A 15,381-nucleotide genomic window follows, 5' to 3' on the forward strand; every position below is an offset into this window, starting at 1 on the left:
GGCGATAGCCCGAGGAGGCTCACCAGCCGCCTGCGGAAAGCGAGAGGTGTCTGGACTGCGGACCTCCAGAAGTAAGTTGTACACATTTACGCTGAATGAAAGTAATTCGCAGCTGTTTTAGGGGTATAAAGGTTGAGTAATGAAGGGCATCCTTCAAACATATAAATGAAAATGAAATAGTTCTGCAGATGGAGTAGGAAGTCAGAAATTCGGAGGACCTAAGATGTCTATGAAAATACCGTTTATTAAAAATAACCAAGAGGATGACGAGCTCATCAACTTATCAGAGAATATACCGAATCACGTAGCAATAATTATGGACGGAAATGGACGCTGGGCAGAAAGCCGACGCTTGCCTAGAATTGCCGGACATAAAGAGGGCGTAAAAGCGGTAATGAAAGTCGTGCGGGCTGCTAACGATGCCAATGTGAAAGTATTGACTTTATACGCTTTCTCAACCGAGAACTGGAATCGTCCAAAATCGGAAATTGATTTTTTAATGAAGCTGCCTAAAGAATTTTTGCATATTTATCTTCCAGAATTAATGGCAAACAATGTTCGAATTGAAACAATCGGTAATTTTGATGCGCTTCCCGCACACACTCAAAAAACTGTGCAATACGCGATAAACAAAACAAAAACAAACGATGGACTGCTCCTTAATTTTGCTTTGAATTATGGTAGCAGATATGAAATTATGCGTGCAATCAAACAGATCATGAATGATGTGGATGGGAATAAAGTTTCGCTTGATTCATTGGGAGAGGAAGAATTTTCAAAATATCTTTACACAAATGGCCTGTCAGATCCCGACTTGCTCATCCGTACAAGTGGTGAGAAGCGGCTTAGCAATTTCCTGCTCTGGCAGCTTGCGTATAGTGAATTTTGGTTTACGGATGTTCTTTGGCCTGATATGGATGAGAATACTTTTAATAAAGCGATACAAGATTATCAAAAAAGGAAACGACGTTACGGAGGTATTTAAGGTGATGAAATTTATATGAAGCAACGGGTTATAACAGCAATTCTTGCACTAATCGTATTCCTTCCATTTGTAATTATTGGCGACTTGCCGTTTATTTTGTTCATCTACTTGCTTGCGACAATCGGCTTGATGGAATTGTTGCGAATGAGGGGAATATCTCTCGTTTCCATTCCAGGATTAATTGGAACGATTGGAATCTGGCTTGTACTGTTGCCGGATAAATCGACTCTTTTTTCCATAGAATTTTTATCCATAACAAATATGTTAACTGTAATTATCTTATTTTTATTAGCTTATACTGTATTAGTCAGGAATAAGTTCACATTTGATGAAGCAGGCTTCGTTATCCTTACAGCCTTATATGTTGGAATTGGATTTTATTTTCTAATTGAGACAAGACTTGGCACGAATGGGTTCAGTAATATTCTATTTGCCTTCTTCATCATTTGGGCTACGGATACAGGAGCATATTTTGTTGGGAGGGCACTAGGAAAACGGAAATTATGGCCGGATATTAGTCCGAATAAGACGGTGGAAGGAGCTATCGGGGGAATCGTCACTGCATGTATTGTAGCGGTAATTTTCCATCTTGTACATCCGTTCCCACACTCGATGTTAATCGTTATTATTGTAACGATTTTTGCGTCGATGGTAGGACAAGTAGGGGATTTGGTGGAATCTGCTTTCAAGCGGAATTATGGAGTAAAAGACTCTGGTAAGTTACTACCAGGCCACGGTGGTATCCTCGACCGTTTTGACAGTTTACTTTTTGTTTTGCCATTCCTGCATTTAATCCAGTTTATTTAAGCGGGCAACAAACAGCATTGTTCCGTTGTACAAATCGGGGAAAACACGGTAAACTTAGCTAAATAGCTAGAGGAAGTAAATAAAGATTTCAGATTGAAAGAGGTGCTTCATTTGACCACAGTCATCGCATTTATATTTATGTTTGGCCTGCTTGTTTTTATTCATGAATGGGGCCATTTGATATTTGCAAAGCGCGCTGGCATGCTAGCTAGAGAATTTGCAATCGGGTTTGGTCCAAAAGTTTTCTCTTTTACTAGGAATGAAACATTGTACACCATTCGTCTCATTCCGGCAGGCGGATATGTGCGTGTAGCAGGTGAAGACCCGGAAATAATTGAATTAAAACCCGGACATCATATCGGTGTTGAATTTAATGAAGATAACAAAGTAAATAAGATTATTGTCAACAACAAAGACAAGCATCCGAATGCACGGGTAATCGAAGTCGAACGAGTCGATCTTGATCATGATTTAATCATTGAAGGGTATGAGCTGGGTGATGAAGATACGAAGCTGACATTCCATGTCGATGAGAAAGCATTTTTCATTATGGATGAAAGAGAAACGCAAATTGCTCCATATGATCGGCAATTCGCTTCGAAAACACCTGCACAACGGGCGATGCAATTATTCGCAGGTCCGATGATGAACTTTGTATTGGCAATCGTCATTTTCATTATTATAGGTATCGCTCAGGGAACTCCGGTTGACGAAGCGAAAATGGGAGAAATCGTTGATGGTTCTCCTGCAGCAGAAGCTGGTATGGTTGAGGGAGATGAAGTGATCCGAATTAACGACACCCCGGTTTCCACTTGGGAGGAATTCACTTCCATTGTCAGGGAAAGCCCGGCTAGTGAATTGCAATTGACCTTTGTACGTGACGGTCAGGAAGAGCAAGTAATGGTAACGCCTGATGAGGTCGAATCTGTTAATGAAAAAGGAGAACCGATCCATATGGGACAAATCGGTGTCTATCCTGCCTATGAAAAGTCAGTTCTCGGGACACTGACTTATGGATTTGAACGTACGTATGAGACGACAAAACTTATTCTTACTAATTTAATGATGCTCGTAACGGGTCAAGTATCGATTGAATTATTATCAGGACCAGTCGGTATTTACGATGCGACAGACCAGATTGTCCAAACTGGATTTTGGAACTTCCTGCTCTGGACAGCAATGCTCAGTGTAAACCTAGGTGTCATCAACCTAGTTCCATTACCAGCGCTTGACGGTGGTAGGCTCTTATTTGTTGGGATTGAAGCCTTACGAGGAAAACCAGTGCCACCTGAAAAAGAAGGGCTTTTCCACTTCGTCGGCTTCGCATTACTCATGCTACTCATGATCGTAGTAACTTGGAACGACATCCAACGACTATTCCTATAACCGATCTGTAATGGTATTAAATTACTTTCTACTGGAAGTTCGCAGTCCCGATACCCCTCGCTTTCCGCGGGCTCCGCGCTGAGCCCGCGGAAAGCGTAGTATATTTCTGGAGCGATAGCACCTTTCCTGCTCAATAGGTGTATAGGGGATGCGGAGCTGGGATAGAACTTGACTACAATTTTACAGGCAACATAATCTTAAATAGTTCAAATTACGAAACCCTTGTTTTATAATAAAAGCAAGGGTTTTAAAATGGATGAATAATTATTAGCCAAAGGGAGGAGAAATAATGGATTTATCCAAACAGCAGAAGATGAATATCTTGCTTGAACAGATCGAATTACCGCAGGATATGACAAATCACTTTTCAAATAGTTATTTAAATAAATTAGTTGTTCACAAGAAAACACGAGTTTGGCATTTTTACATATGTGTAGATTCCATCCTTCCTTTTCAAGTATATGAAGTTTTTTGCATGAAATTAAGGGAAGCATTCCGTGATATAGCGAGTGTCGAGCTGACGATTGAAGCGGCAAACTCAGACATAGCTGAAGATAACTTAATTAATTATTGGAATGATTTCTTACAAAAAGTGCCACCACTATCACCAGCTTATAAGGAATTAGTAGAACAGCAAACACCACAAGTTAACGGTAATAAGATTATGTTAACTGCCAGGAATGAAGCAGAAGCGCAAGCACTCAAAAATAGATTACTTGAACCGATGCAAAACTATTTTTCTGCGATTGGCGCCACTCAGTTCATGCTGGAGATGACAGTGAACAATAACCTTGAGGCGATTCAACGTTTTAAAGAGCAGACAGTGCTTGAGGATCAGCGAATTGTCATGAATACGGTGAAAGAAAAGGCGAAGCGTGATAAAACCAAAGTGGAAGATGAAAATAAACCACTCCTTCTAGGTTACCGGATTCCAGATGACCCAGTTGCGATGGAAGTCATCCAGGAAGAGGAGAGAAAAGTTACGATCCAGGGCTATGTATTCTCTGCTGATATTAGAGAGCTAAGATCTGGACGTAGTTTGTTAATTATTAAAGCAACGGATTACACCGATTCATTAGAGATTAAGATGTTTTCCCGCGGGGACGAAGATGCAGAGAAGTTCAAATCTGCTAAAAAAGGTATGTGGATTAAAGCCCGTGGAAGTATTCAGACGGACATGTATTCCAATGAGCTTGCTATGATGGCGAATGATATCCAAGAGGTAGAAGTAGCTGAGCGAATGGATACAGCACCTGATGAGGAAAAACGAGTTGAGCTGCATGCTCATACTACTATGAGTCAGATGGATGCGGTCGTCTCTCCTGGTGCACTTGTTGCTCAAGCGGCAAAATGGGGACATAAAGCAGTAGCAATAACTGACCATGCCGGAGTACAAGGCTTTCCCGAAGCACATGCGGCGAGTAAAAAACATGATATTAAAGTTCTTTATGGTGTAGAAGCCAATGTGGTGGATGATGGTGTGCCAATCGCCTATAATTCAGCAGATATTGAGCTTTCTGATGCCAGTTATGTTGTTTTCGACGTGGAGACGACAGGGCTTTCAGCAGTATATGATACGATAATTGAACTTGCTGGCGTCCGAATCCACCAAGGAGAAATTGTAGATCGCTTTGAATCTTTCGCCAACCCGCATCATTCTCTATCGGAAACAACAATTAATCTAACGGGAATTACGGATGACATGGTAAAAGATGCGCCTGAAGTAGAACAAGTGCTAAAAGATTTCCACGATTGGATGGGTAATGATATCCTTGTAGCCCATAACGCATCCTTTGATATAGGATTTCTTAATCAAGGTTTTGAAAGGATTGGACTTGGGAAAGTTACCAATCCCGTTATCGATACATTAGAACTTGCAAGGTTTTTACTGCCACAATTGAAGAACCACCGGCTGAATACACTATGTAAACATATGGATATTGAATTAACACAGCATCACCGCGCAATTTATGATGCGGAGGCAACAGGTTATTTAACGTGGAAATTTGTGCAGCAGTTATTGGAACAAGATATTACGAATCATCTGAAGCTGAATAATCATATGGGTGAAAGTGATGCCTATCAGCGTTCCCGCCCCTTCCATTGTACGATTTTAGCGCAAAATGAGGTTGGCTTGAAAAACTTGTATAAGTTAGTTTCGTACGCCCATATTAATTATTTCTACCGGGTTCCCCGAATACCGCGTTCCGTATTGGAGAAAAATCGTGAAGGATTAATTATCGGGACAGCTTGCGATCAAGGTGAAGTCTTTGAAAAGATGATGCAGACGTCAGCAGAAGAAGCGGAGAAGGTAGCGGAGTTCTATGATTACATTGAAATACAGCCACCTTCAAACTATGTCCATTTAATCGATAAGGAATTAGTGCAAAATGAAGCTCAGATATTTGATATTCTTAAGAAACTCGTCGCACTCGGGGAAAAACTGAATAAACCCGTAGTAGCAACAGGGAATGTGCATTATTTAAATGAAAATGATAAGCAATACCGCCAAATATTGATTTCTTCTCAGGCCGGAAATCCGTTAAATCGTCAAACTTTACCAGATACACCAATGCGCACGACAGGAGAAATGCTTGAAGCCTTTAAGTTTTTAGGTGAAGAAAAAGCGTATGAAATTGTCGTGAAAAATACGCAAGAGTTAGCGGAAGGACTTGAGGCTATTTCACCGATTAAAGATGGTTTATTTACACCGACGATTGAAGGTGCGGAACAAGAAATGCGGGATCTTTGTTATACGAAAGCGAAAGAAATTTATGGTGATCCACTACCCGAAATTGTCACGGCCCGCCTGGAAAAAGAGTTGGATAGTATTATTGGGAACGGCTTCTCTGTTATTTACCTGATTTCCCACAAACTCGTTAAGAAATCTTTAGATGACGGTTATCTCGTTGGATCCAGAGGTTCTGTCGGTTCATCATTTGTTGCAACGATGACAGAGATTACGGAAGTGAACCCGCTTGTCCCGCATTATGTTTGTCTGGAGTGTAATTATAATGAGTTCATTACGGACGGTTCGGTTGCAAGTGGTTTCGACTTACCTGACAAAGCTTGCCCTGAATGTGGTACAGATTTAACGAAGGATGGTCAAGACATTCCGTTTGAAACGTTCCTTGGCTTTAAAGGAGATAAAGTGCCAGATATTGATTTGAACTTCTCCGGAACCTATCAACCAAGGGCCCATAATTATACGAAAGAGCTGTTTGGGGATGACTATGTTTTCCGAGCAGGAACGATAGGAACGATAGCGGATAAAACAGCTTACGGTTACGTTAAAGGATATGCAAATGATCGGAATTTGAAATTCAAACGAGCGGAAATCGATCGCCTCGTCCAAGGTTGTACTGGAGTGAAACGAACGACAGGGCAGCACCCTGGTGGAATTATCGTTGTACCAGAGGATAAAGAAATCTTTGACTTTACACCGATTCAATTTCCAGCAGATGACCGGAAGAGTGAGTGGCGGACAACCCATTTTGATTTCCATTCGATTGATGAAAACCTATTGAAGCTCGATATACTTGGTCATGATGATCCGACCGTGATTCGGATGCTGCAAGACTTGAGTGGAATTGATCCGCAAGATATTCCAACCGACGATGCGGAAGTAATGAAAATCTTTTCCGGAACAGAGTCTCTTGGAGTCACTCCGGAACAGATTAATTGTAAAACAGGTACACTTGGAGTACCGGAATTTGGAACTCGTTTTGTCCGGCAAATGCTTGAAGATACAAAACCAAGCACCTTCGCAGAGCTATTGATAATTTCCGGTTTGTCCCACGGTACGGATGTATGGCTTGGGAACGCTCAGGATTTAATCAATGAAGGGATTTGCGAACTAGCCGATGTAATTGGTTGCCGGGACGATATTATGGTTTATCTGATGCAAAAAGGCCTCGAACCAGCACTTGCCTTTACAATCATGGAATTTGTTCGTAAAGGAAGAGGATTGAAGGATGAATGGATTGACGAAATGAAGAAACATAATGTGCCAGATTGGTATATTGAATCATGTAAAAAGATTAAGTACATGTTCCCGAAAGCCCACGCAGCAGCTTACGTATTAATGGCAATTCGGATTGCATACTTTAAAGTCCATCACCCGATCCTTTTCTATGCAGCTTATTTCACTGTCCGTGCGAATGATTTTGACCTTGATTCCATGATTAAAGGTTCATCTGCGATCAGACAAAGAATTGACGGGATCACAGCAAAAGGAAACGATGCCTCACCAAAGGAGAAATCTCTCCTAACGGTACTTGAGGTTGCGCTTGAGATGTGTGAGCGTGGTTTCTCTTTCCAAAAAGTTGATTTATACCGTTCAAGTGCGACGGAATTTATTGTGGAAGGAGATACACTAATCCCTCCATTTAATGCAGTTGACGGCTTAGGTACCAACGCTGCTTTAAATATTGTGGAAGCAAGAAAAGATGGAGAATTTTTATCGAAAGAAGATTTCCATGAACGAAGCAAAGTACCAAAGACTGTCCTTGAGTATCTTGATCAGCACGGTTGCTTGGAGGGAATGGCAGAGAAGAACCAACTATCGCTCTTTTAACATACCAGTTATTTGCAAACATTTTCCTGCTATGATATAATAATTTTCGGAAAGTGTCGATTGAACGATTTTAAGGAGTGGGTGTCTAGCCCACTCCTTCTTCTTAGAATTTATGCTCTTACTTCGCCCCTAGCCCCTACATGACAGGCTAGGGTTTTATATTGCCACTTTACTACTTTAAAATGAAAAAGATTAAACTTGTGCATAATAAGGAATAAATGGTAGTAGAAGGAGGATGACGAATGACTTCGGTTATTGAAACAACAGAACAATTAGTGAATCCGATTTTAGAACAAAATGGTTTAGAACTGGTTGATATTGAATATGTGAAGGAAGGAAAGAACTGGTTCCTGCGTGTTTATATCGATAAACCGGGTGGTGTCGATATCGCGGAATGTGGACTTGTATCAGAGCAACTGAGTGAAAAGCTCGATGAAACAGATCCGATAAAAGCTGCCTATTTCCTCGAAGTATCTTCACCTGGTGCGGAAAGACCGCTCAAAACAAAAGCAGCTATAGAAGCAAATATTAATAAAAATGTTTATGTTACATTATACGCACCTATTGATGGTGAAAAGGAATATGAAGGAATATTAACCAACTTTGAAAATGATTGTCTAACCATTGAATATAAGGTGAAAACAACGAAGAAACAAGTGGAGATTCCATATGAAAAGGTAGCTAAAGCAAGATTAGCTGTAACGTTCTAAAAAGGGGGATAATGAAAAGTGAGCAGTCAGTTGTTTGATGCGATTGATTTATTAGCAGAGGAAAAAGGCATTGAAAAAGAAATATTAATTGAAGCATTGGAAGCAGCATTAATATCAGCGTATAAAAAGAATTTCCAATCTGCAACGAACGTGCGAGTTGAACTTAATGAAGAAAAAGGCAGTATGAAAGTATTTTCAAGAAAAGCGATTGTTGAAGAAGTAGAGGATACACAACAGGAAATATCGTTGGCAGAAGCGAAGGAAATCGACCCGAATTATGAAGTGGATGATGTAATAGAAGTAGAGGTTACACCGAAAGACTTCGGTCGGATTGCTGCCCAGGCGGCAAAGCAAGTAGTAACACAGCGGGTAAGGGAAGCAGAACGGGGCGTTATTTATTCCGAATATGTCGACCGAGAAGATGATGTCATGACTGGAATCATCCAGCGTAAAGATGCCCGCTTTATTTATGTAAACTTAGGAAAGATTGAAGCAAAGCTTGCTGAAGCGGAACAAATGCCGACAGAAGAGTATCACACCCATGATCGTCTCAAAGTATATGTAACGAAAGTGGAGAATACAAGTAAAGGGCCACAGATCTATATTTCAAGATCGCATCCAGGCTTGTTGAAACGATTATTTGAAATGGAAGTACCTGAAATTTATGATGGTATCGTGGAAATTAAATCAGTAGCCCGGGAAGCTGGCGACCGTTCAAAAATTTCCGTTTATGCGGAGAACGAAGAGATTGATGCAGTAGGAGCTTGTGTCGGACCAAGAGGTCAGCGTGTCCAGGCAATAGTTGATGAACTGAAGGGTGAGAAGATCGATATCGTTGAATGGGCAGAAGACCCGGTTGTTTACGTATCGAACGCACTCAGTCCTTCTAAGGTCATTGATGTGCTCGTAAACGAAGAAGAGAAAGCAACAACAGTTATTGTTCCCGATTATCAACTATCTTTAGCAATTGGTAAGCGTGGGCAAAATGCTCGGCTTGCTGCCAAGCTGACAGGCTGGAAAATCGACATTAAGAGTGAGACTGAAGCTAAAAATGAAGGCCTGCTCGAGGATGATCTCAAAGATGATAGTGAAACAACTGAAGAAGAATCTTATTCAATGAATGATAACGATTTGTTTGAATAGGAGGAATTAAAAAATGGCGACAAAACGTAAAATACCAGAAAGAAAATGTGTTGTAACAGGGGAAATGCGACCAAAAAAAGAACTGATCCGTATTGTACGGAATAAAGCCGGAGAAGTATTTGTCGACCCGACAGGGAAAAAGAACGGCAGGGGCGCATATGTAACCGGAACATTGGAAGTTATTGATAAAGCTGAACAATCCAATGTTCTTGCCCGAACGTTAAATGCTGAGGTTGAACCAGCAATCTATGAAGAATTACGAGAGCTTGTGAGAAGTGAATCATGAAGAATTATTTGAATTTACTCGGTCTCGCCTTTCGGGCCGGAAAATGTTCCGTTGGGGAAGATGCTATTTTACGAGATGTTCGCAGCCAGAAGGCAAAGCTCGTAATACTGGCCCATGATACAGGGGACCAGACGAAGAAACGCATTACCGATAAATGCAAGTATTACCGGGTTCCTTATGTTATTGCCGAAGAGGACCGGGAAACATTATCGAATGCGATAGGAAAATCCCAAAGAGTTGCGATTGCAGTACTGGATGCAGGTTTTGCTAAGAAGATCCGCTCGTACTTTGCCGGATAAGATAGTATGAATCCATTTTAATTGCATAAGTGCAACTAAGGCATTCGCCGTAAAGCCTTGGCGAATGCCAAGTTTTCTAAGGTAATTAATTTCGGGGGTGAACGTATGACTAAAATGCGTGTATATGAATATGCTAAAAAGAATCAAGTAACGAGTAAACAAGTGATTAACTATTTAAAAGAAATGAATGTGGAAGTGGCGAATCACATGTCTACGATCTCGGAGAATACCGTGAAATCACTTGATAAAAAGTTCAATCCATCGACTAACGATAGAGAAAAACAGAAGACAACTACTCAGTCGAAACCAAAACAGAAAAAAGACGATACTAAACAGAAGTCTTCTGATAAAAGACATAACAACAAAGGGAGTCAACAAATGACAGGAAAAAGAGGCCAGCAAAAGACTCACCGTAATAAAAATCGAAACCATAAGAGACGAGACCAGCAAAGAAGCAAACCAACACAACCGGCACCGGATTTAACGCCGAAGAAGATTACGTATAATAATACGCTAACGGTTAGTGAACTTGCAGCAAAGCTACACAAAAAAGAATCTGAGATTATTAAGAAACTCATGTTTTTAGGTGTGATGGCTACGAAAAACCAGGATCTTGATGATGATACGATTGAATTAATCTGCGGTGAGTATAATGTTGAAGTAGAAAAGGAAATTGTACTAGAGGACACAGATTTTGAAAAATATCGCGTGGAAGAAAAAGAAGAGAACTTACAGGAACGACCTGCTGTTGTGACGATTATGGGACACGTAGACCACGGGAAAACAACAACACTAGACTCCATTCGAAAAACAAAAGTAACAGCAGGAGAAGCTGGAGGAATCACACAGCATATCGGGGCTTATCAAGTAGAAGCAAATGGGAAGAAGATCACTTTCCTCGATACACCGGGTCACGCTGCTTTCACAAGCATGCGTTCACGTGGCGCTCAAGTTACCGATATCGCGATTCTAGTCGTTGCTGCGGATGACGGTGTAATGCCACAGACCGTTGAAGCGATCAACCATGCGAAAGCAGCCGAGGTTCCAATTATTGTTGCTGTTAATAAAATGGATAAAGAATCAGCAAATCCTGACCGCGTTATGCAGGAGTTAACAGAATACGAATTAATCCCTGAAGACTGGGGCGGAGATACGATTTTCGTTAATATTTCAGCAATCAAAAACGAGGGTATTGATGATCTCCTTGAGATGGTGTTACTTGTCGCGGAAGTTGAAGAACTAAAAGCGAATCCGAATGCCAATGCATCTGGTACGGTGATTGATGCGCAATTGGATAAAGGAAGAGGTTCTGTAGCAACATTACTCGTCCAGAATGGAACGCTCCATGTAGGTGATTCCCTCGTTGTCGGGAACACATATGGCCGAGTACGCGCGATGGTAAATGATATGCGGGAGCGGGTTGAACAAGTTGGCCCGTCTACACCAGTGGAAATTACCGGTCTTAGCGGGGTACCACAAGCCGGGGATCAATTCCTCGTATTTGAAGATGAGAAGAAGGCAAGACAAGTCGGTGAGGCACGAGAGCAGAAATTTATTGTGGAAAACCGGGGACAACAGAGTAAAGTAAGCCTTGACGATTTATTCGAGCAAATTAAGCAAGGTGAAATGAAAGACTTAAATATTATTATTAAAGCGGATGTTCAAGGTTCAGCTGAAGCACTTTCCTCTTCATTACAAAAAATTGAAGTAGAAGGTGTTAAGGTTAAAATCATCCACACTGGAGTAGGGGCGATAACAGAGTCTGATATTATTTTGGCATCTGCTTCAAATGCAATCGTCATCGGTTTCAACGTTAGACCTGATGTAAATGCGAAAAACGCTGCAGAAAGAGAAAAAGTCGATGTAAGAACGCATCGTGTCATCTATAAGGCAATTGAAGAAATCGAAGCAGCGATGAAGGGCTTGCTTGATCCTGAATTCGAAGAGAAAGTTATCGGACAAGCGGAAGTTCGTGAGACATTTAAAGTTTCCCGAATCGGAACAATCGCTGGAAGCTATGTTACGGATGGTAAGATTACGAGAGACTCTGGGGTTAGAGTAATCCGTGATGGAGTTGTCCTGTTTGAAGGTGAGATCGCTGCACTGAAACGATTTAAAGATGACGTGCGTGAAGTAGCGACTAACTATGAGTGTGGGATTACAATTTCGAACTTTAATGATATAAAAGAAGGAGACGTTATCGAAGCATTTATTATGGAGGAAATTAAACACACATGATCCTCTATGCTGAAATAGAGTGCTTCTTTTACGAAGGAAATTCGCTTAAAGCAAAACGCTCCTTATTAAAAAGGATATTTGCCAAATTGACGAAAGACTTTAATGTTGCCGTTGCCGAGTTAGAATATCAAGATCTCTGGCAACGGACAAAGTTTGGCGTTGTGACAGTATCGGCAAGTACAGTACATGCAGAGAAAGTAATCCAGCAAGTGCTGCGGGTTGTTGATCAATATCCCGAATTGGAGCGGACCCTTACAACGGTTGAGGAACGCTAACCCTCCTTCAAGCAATTAATTATTTTCTGAATGAGGTGAGAAGATGTCGGAATTACGTGCTAATCGGGTTGCTGAACAGATGAAAAAAGAATTAGGCGACATTTTAACGATGAAACTGAAAGATCCTAGAATTGGCTTTGTTACAGTTACAGATGTAGAAGTCACCGGAGATCTCCAGCAAGCTACCATCTATATTTCTGTACTCGGTTCAGAGAAAGAAAAACAAGATACTTTACTTGGGTTGACGAAAGCTAAAGGATTTATCCGTTCAGAAATCGGAAAACGAATCCGTCTGAGAAAGACACCTGAACTTCTTTTTGAATTTGATGAAGCATACGAGTATGGAAACCGGATTGAAACTATTTTACGAGATTTAAATAAATAAATGGTAAATCTGACTCCTCAGTTAAGTGGACAGAGTCAGATTTTTCCATGATTCTTTTGCTTGTATGGAACGGGAGTGAAAGAGATGGACGGAATTCTGCCGTTATGGAAACCAAGAGGGATGACCTCCCATGATTGCGTCATGAAGATAAGACGAATTTTCAAGACGAGAAAGGTCGGACATACAGGGACGCTTGATCCGGAAGTAGAAGGTGTACTTCCTATTTGCATCGGTAAGGCTACGAAAGTTGTACCGTTTTTGACAGATACAAAGAAAACATATATCGCTGAATTGAAGTTAGGGAAAACGACAGAAACAGAAGATAGCTACGGTGAAATTGTTGAAACGATGGAAGTTGAAGCATTTCCTGAAACCGATGAAATTGACACATGCTTCAAATCCTTCTTAGGCGTGACGGAGCAAATCCCGCCAATGTATTCAGCTGTTAAAGTAAACGGTAAGAAGCTGTATGAATATGCAAGGGCAAATAAAGAAGTCGAGCGACCAATACGTAATATTGAGATATATTCCATTAAGCGCTTAGCACAAAATAAAAATGATCAAACGATCCGATTCCAAGTCACTTGTTCGAAGGGAACTTATATCCGCACACTTTGTGTCGACATTGGGAAAAGGCTAGGATATCCTGCTCATATGTCATTCCTTGAAAGAACCCAGACTGGGAATTTCACTAAGAAAGAAGCAGTAACATTCGAACAGCTTGAAAAAACCGCTACTGAAGCGGAACGAGCAGCATGGCTCAAACCGCTCCTATCCGGAGTTGATCATTTATCTTCCATTGAAGTATCTGAACAGATAAAGAGAAAAGTACAGCATGGCCAAAAACTGCCTCGACCTGACGAATTGCCGAGGACGAATCCGTTTTTGATGGTGCACCACGGTGAACTATTGGCCATTTATCAGCTTCATGAAAAAAGTAAGCAAGAAATAAAGCCAGTTCGTGTATTTCAGCTTGATAAAAAAGTAGGTGAATAGATATGAGAACATTTGAATTAACTTATCCACACACGCTTTCTGGAGTGGACATGCCCGAAACAGTCAGTGCGATTGGTTTTTTTGACGGGATACATAAAGGTCATCAGCAATTAATCAAGAAAGCGGTTGAAATAGCAAGAGAAAGAAATATGGAGAGTGCTGTAATTACGTTTCATCCTCACCCATCTGTCATATTGAAAAAGGGGATAGAACATGTGCAATATATAACGCCTCTTCGCGAAAAACAAGAAATTCTTCAGCAAATGAATGTTGATAGACTCTATATTATTAAATTTAACGAAGAACTATCGAAATTGAGTCCTCAAGCTTTCATAGATCATTTTATAATTGGATTAAATATTAAGCATCTTGTTGCAGGCTTCGATTACAGCTTTGGCCATAAAGGATCTGGAAATATGCAGAATATCGCGGAATATTCCAGAGGTGAATTTGATTATACGGTTATCGAGAAAGTTTCACTGGATGATGAAAAAATCAGCTCCACTCGGATCAGAAACTTGTTGAAACAAGGAGACGTAGCGGCAGTTAATCAGTTGCTTGGACGCCCTTTAAAATATACAAGTACCGTTATTCGAGGTGCAAAGCGCGGTGGCCCGGAACTTGGCTATCCTACGGCGAATTTACGAATTAATGAAGAAGCGCTTCTGCCTAAGATTGGTATTTATGCTGTGAAAATACGATACAAGAATGCGATTTATGAAGGGATGGCAAGTGTTGGGACGAACCCTACCTTCAAAGAAGATAAAGGAAATTTATCCGTTGAAGTGAATATCTTTGATTATAATAATGATTTATACGGAGAAGAATTACAGATTGAATGGCATGAGTTCATTCGGGATGAGAAGAAATTTGCCGGCAAAGAAGAACTAATCGCACAACTTGCCGACGACGAAAAAACAATCCGCAATTATTTCCGATAAATTACTCAACATTTACAGTCTGAAACAGCAGATCACCTTCATTCAGTGTGAGTGTTTTGCTTATTCACTAATTGTGGCGTTCTAATCGCCGTTCAGTTGCCCGGTGGACGGATGCTTTCCGCGGGCACAGCCGAAGCCTCCTCGGGCTATCGCCCTGCGGGGTCTCCGGACTCGTGCTATTCCCGCAGGAGTCACCGTCCACCGGGCAACTGAACTGGTAGAGAGTGTTATTATTAACAGAAACTATTACTATCCAACTTGATGAGAGTTTTAATTCCTTAAATGAAAAATAGGGTTCCAAATAGGGCCTTTCCTCGGAGCAGTCCAGACACCTCGAGACTCCTGCAGGAGGCC

13 protein-coding genes are annotated in these 15,381 nt (G+C 41.0%); all 13 read left to right on the forward strand.

Features of this window, described 5'->3' with window-relative positions:
* Positions 1-223: 223 nt before the first annotated feature.
* Entirely contained in the window at positions 224-985 is a 762-nt protein-coding gene (gene uppS / locus IEX94_RS01465; protein ID WP_188855746.1) for an undecaprenyl pyrophosphate synthase, read from the forward strand.
* Positions 986-1,000: 15 nt separating this feature from the next.
* On the forward strand, positions 1,001-1,792 hold the full coding sequence (locus IEX94_RS01470) for a phosphatidate cytidylyltransferase (RefSeq protein WP_188855747.1): 792 nt from the start codon (positions 1,001-1,003) through the stop codon (positions 1,790-1,792).
* A gap of 111 nt (positions 1,793-1,903) precedes the next feature.
* The gene (gene rseP / locus IEX94_RS01475) at positions 1,904-3,178 is read left to right on the forward strand and encodes an RIP metalloprotease RseP (RefSeq protein WP_188855748.1); all 1,275 of its coding nucleotides are present in this window, start codon (positions 1,904-1,906) and stop codon (positions 3,176-3,178) included.
* Positions 3,179-3,467: 289 nt separating this feature from the next.
* The gene (locus IEX94_RS01480; protein ID WP_188855749.1) at positions 3,468-7,754 is read left to right on the forward strand and encodes a PolC-type DNA polymerase III; all 4,287 of its coding nucleotides are present in this window, start codon (positions 3,468-3,470) and stop codon (positions 7,752-7,754) included.
* A 242-nt stretch (positions 7,755-7,996) separates the two neighbouring features.
* The gene (rimP, locus tag IEX94_RS01485) at positions 7,997-8,464 is read left to right on the forward strand and encodes a ribosome maturation factor RimP (protein ID WP_188855750.1); all 468 of its coding nucleotides are present in this window, start codon (positions 7,997-7,999) and stop codon (positions 8,462-8,464) included.
* A gap of 18 nt (positions 8,465-8,482) precedes the next feature.
* Positions 8,483-9,607 (forward strand): transcription termination factor NusA, encoded by a 1,125-nt coding sequence (nusA, locus tag IEX94_RS01490; RefSeq protein ID WP_188855751.1) that lies wholly within the window; start codon positions 8,483-8,485, stop codon positions 9,605-9,607.
* 13 nt (positions 9,608-9,620) lie between these two features.
* Positions 9,621-9,893 (forward strand): RNase P modulator RnpM, encoded by a 273-nt coding sequence (rnpM, locus tag IEX94_RS01495; protein ID WP_156855418.1) that lies wholly within the window; start codon positions 9,621-9,623, stop codon positions 9,891-9,893.
* Positions 9,890-10,192 (forward strand): L7Ae/L30e/S12e/Gadd45 family ribosomal protein, encoded by a 303-nt coding sequence (locus tag IEX94_RS01500; RefSeq protein WP_370459716.1) that lies wholly within the window; start codon positions 9,890-9,892, stop codon positions 10,190-10,192. The genes rnpM and IEX94_RS01500 overlap by 4 nt, the downstream gene beginning before the upstream one ends.
* A gap of 105 nt (positions 10,193-10,297) precedes the next feature.
* Complete coding sequence (infB, locus tag IEX94_RS01505; RefSeq protein ID WP_188855752.1) at positions 10,298-12,430, forward strand: translation initiation factor IF-2; 2,133 nt, start codon at positions 10,298-10,300, stop codon at positions 12,428-12,430.
* On the forward strand, positions 12,427-12,705 hold the full coding sequence (locus IEX94_RS01510) for a DUF503 domain-containing protein (protein WP_188855753.1): 279 nt from the start codon (positions 12,427-12,429) through the stop codon (positions 12,703-12,705). Before infB ends, IEX94_RS01510 begins: the two co-directional genes overlap by 4 nt.
* A 43-nt stretch (positions 12,706-12,748) precedes the next feature.
* Entirely contained in the window at positions 12,749-13,090 is a 342-nt protein-coding gene (gene rbfA, locus IEX94_RS01515; protein ID WP_188855754.1) for a 30S ribosome-binding factor RbfA, read from the forward strand.
* Between the two features lie 84 nt (positions 13,091-13,174).
* Complete coding sequence (gene truB / locus IEX94_RS01520; protein WP_188855755.1) at positions 13,175-14,086, forward strand: tRNA pseudouridine(55) synthase TruB; 912 nt, start codon at positions 13,175-13,177, stop codon at positions 14,084-14,086.
* 2 nt (positions 14,087-14,088) lie between these two features.
* On the forward strand, positions 14,089-15,027 hold the full coding sequence (gene ribF, locus IEX94_RS01525; RefSeq protein WP_188855756.1) for a riboflavin biosynthesis protein RibF: 939 nt from the start codon (positions 14,089-14,091) through the stop codon (positions 15,025-15,027).
* Positions 15,028-15,381: the final 354 nt, after the last annotated feature.

The sequence above is a fragment of the Oceanobacillus indicireducens genome (assembly GCF_014647195.1).
GTDB lineage: Bacteria > Bacillota > Bacilli > Bacillales > Amphibacillaceae > Oceanobacillus > Oceanobacillus indicireducens.

Excerpts from the sequence above, each read along its gene's own strand:
- IEX94_RS01500 (WP_370459716.1), top strand. The coding sequence starts at position 9,890 with ATGAAGAATTATTTGAATTTACTCGGTCTCGCCTTTCGGGCCGGAAAA.
- IEX94_RS01480 (WP_188855749.1), top strand. The coding sequence starts at position 3,468 with ATGGATTTATCCAAACAGCAGAAGATGAATATCTTGCTTGAACAGATC.
- ribF (WP_188855756.1), top strand. The coding sequence starts at position 14,089 with ATGAGAACATTTGAATTAACTTATCCACACACGCTTTCTGGAGTGGAC.
- truB (WP_188855755.1), top strand. The coding sequence starts at position 13,175 with ATGGACGGAATTCTGCCGTTATGGAAACCAAGAGGGATGACCTCCCAT.
- rnpM (WP_156855418.1), top strand. The coding sequence starts at position 9,621 with ATGGCGACAAAACGTAAAATACCAGAAAGAAAATGTGTTGTAACAGGG.
- uppS (WP_188855746.1), top strand. The coding sequence starts at position 224 with ATGTCTATGAAAATACCGTTTATTAAAAATAACCAAGAGGATGACGAG.
- IEX94_RS01510 (WP_188855753.1), top strand. The coding sequence starts at position 12,427 with ATGATCCTCTATGCTGAAATAGAGTGCTTCTTTTACGAAGGAAATTCG.
- rbfA (WP_188855754.1), top strand. The coding sequence starts at position 12,749 with ATGTCGGAATTACGTGCTAATCGGGTTGCTGAACAGATGAAAAAAGAA.
- IEX94_RS01470 (WP_188855747.1), top strand. The coding sequence starts at position 1,001 with ATGAAGCAACGGGTTATAACAGCAATTCTTGCACTAATCGTATTCCTT.
- rimP (WP_188855750.1), top strand. The coding sequence starts at position 7,997 with ATGACTTCGGTTATTGAAACAACAGAACAATTAGTGAATCCGATTTTA.
- infB (WP_188855752.1), top strand. The coding sequence starts at position 10,298 with ATGACTAAAATGCGTGTATATGAATATGCTAAAAAGAATCAAGTAACG.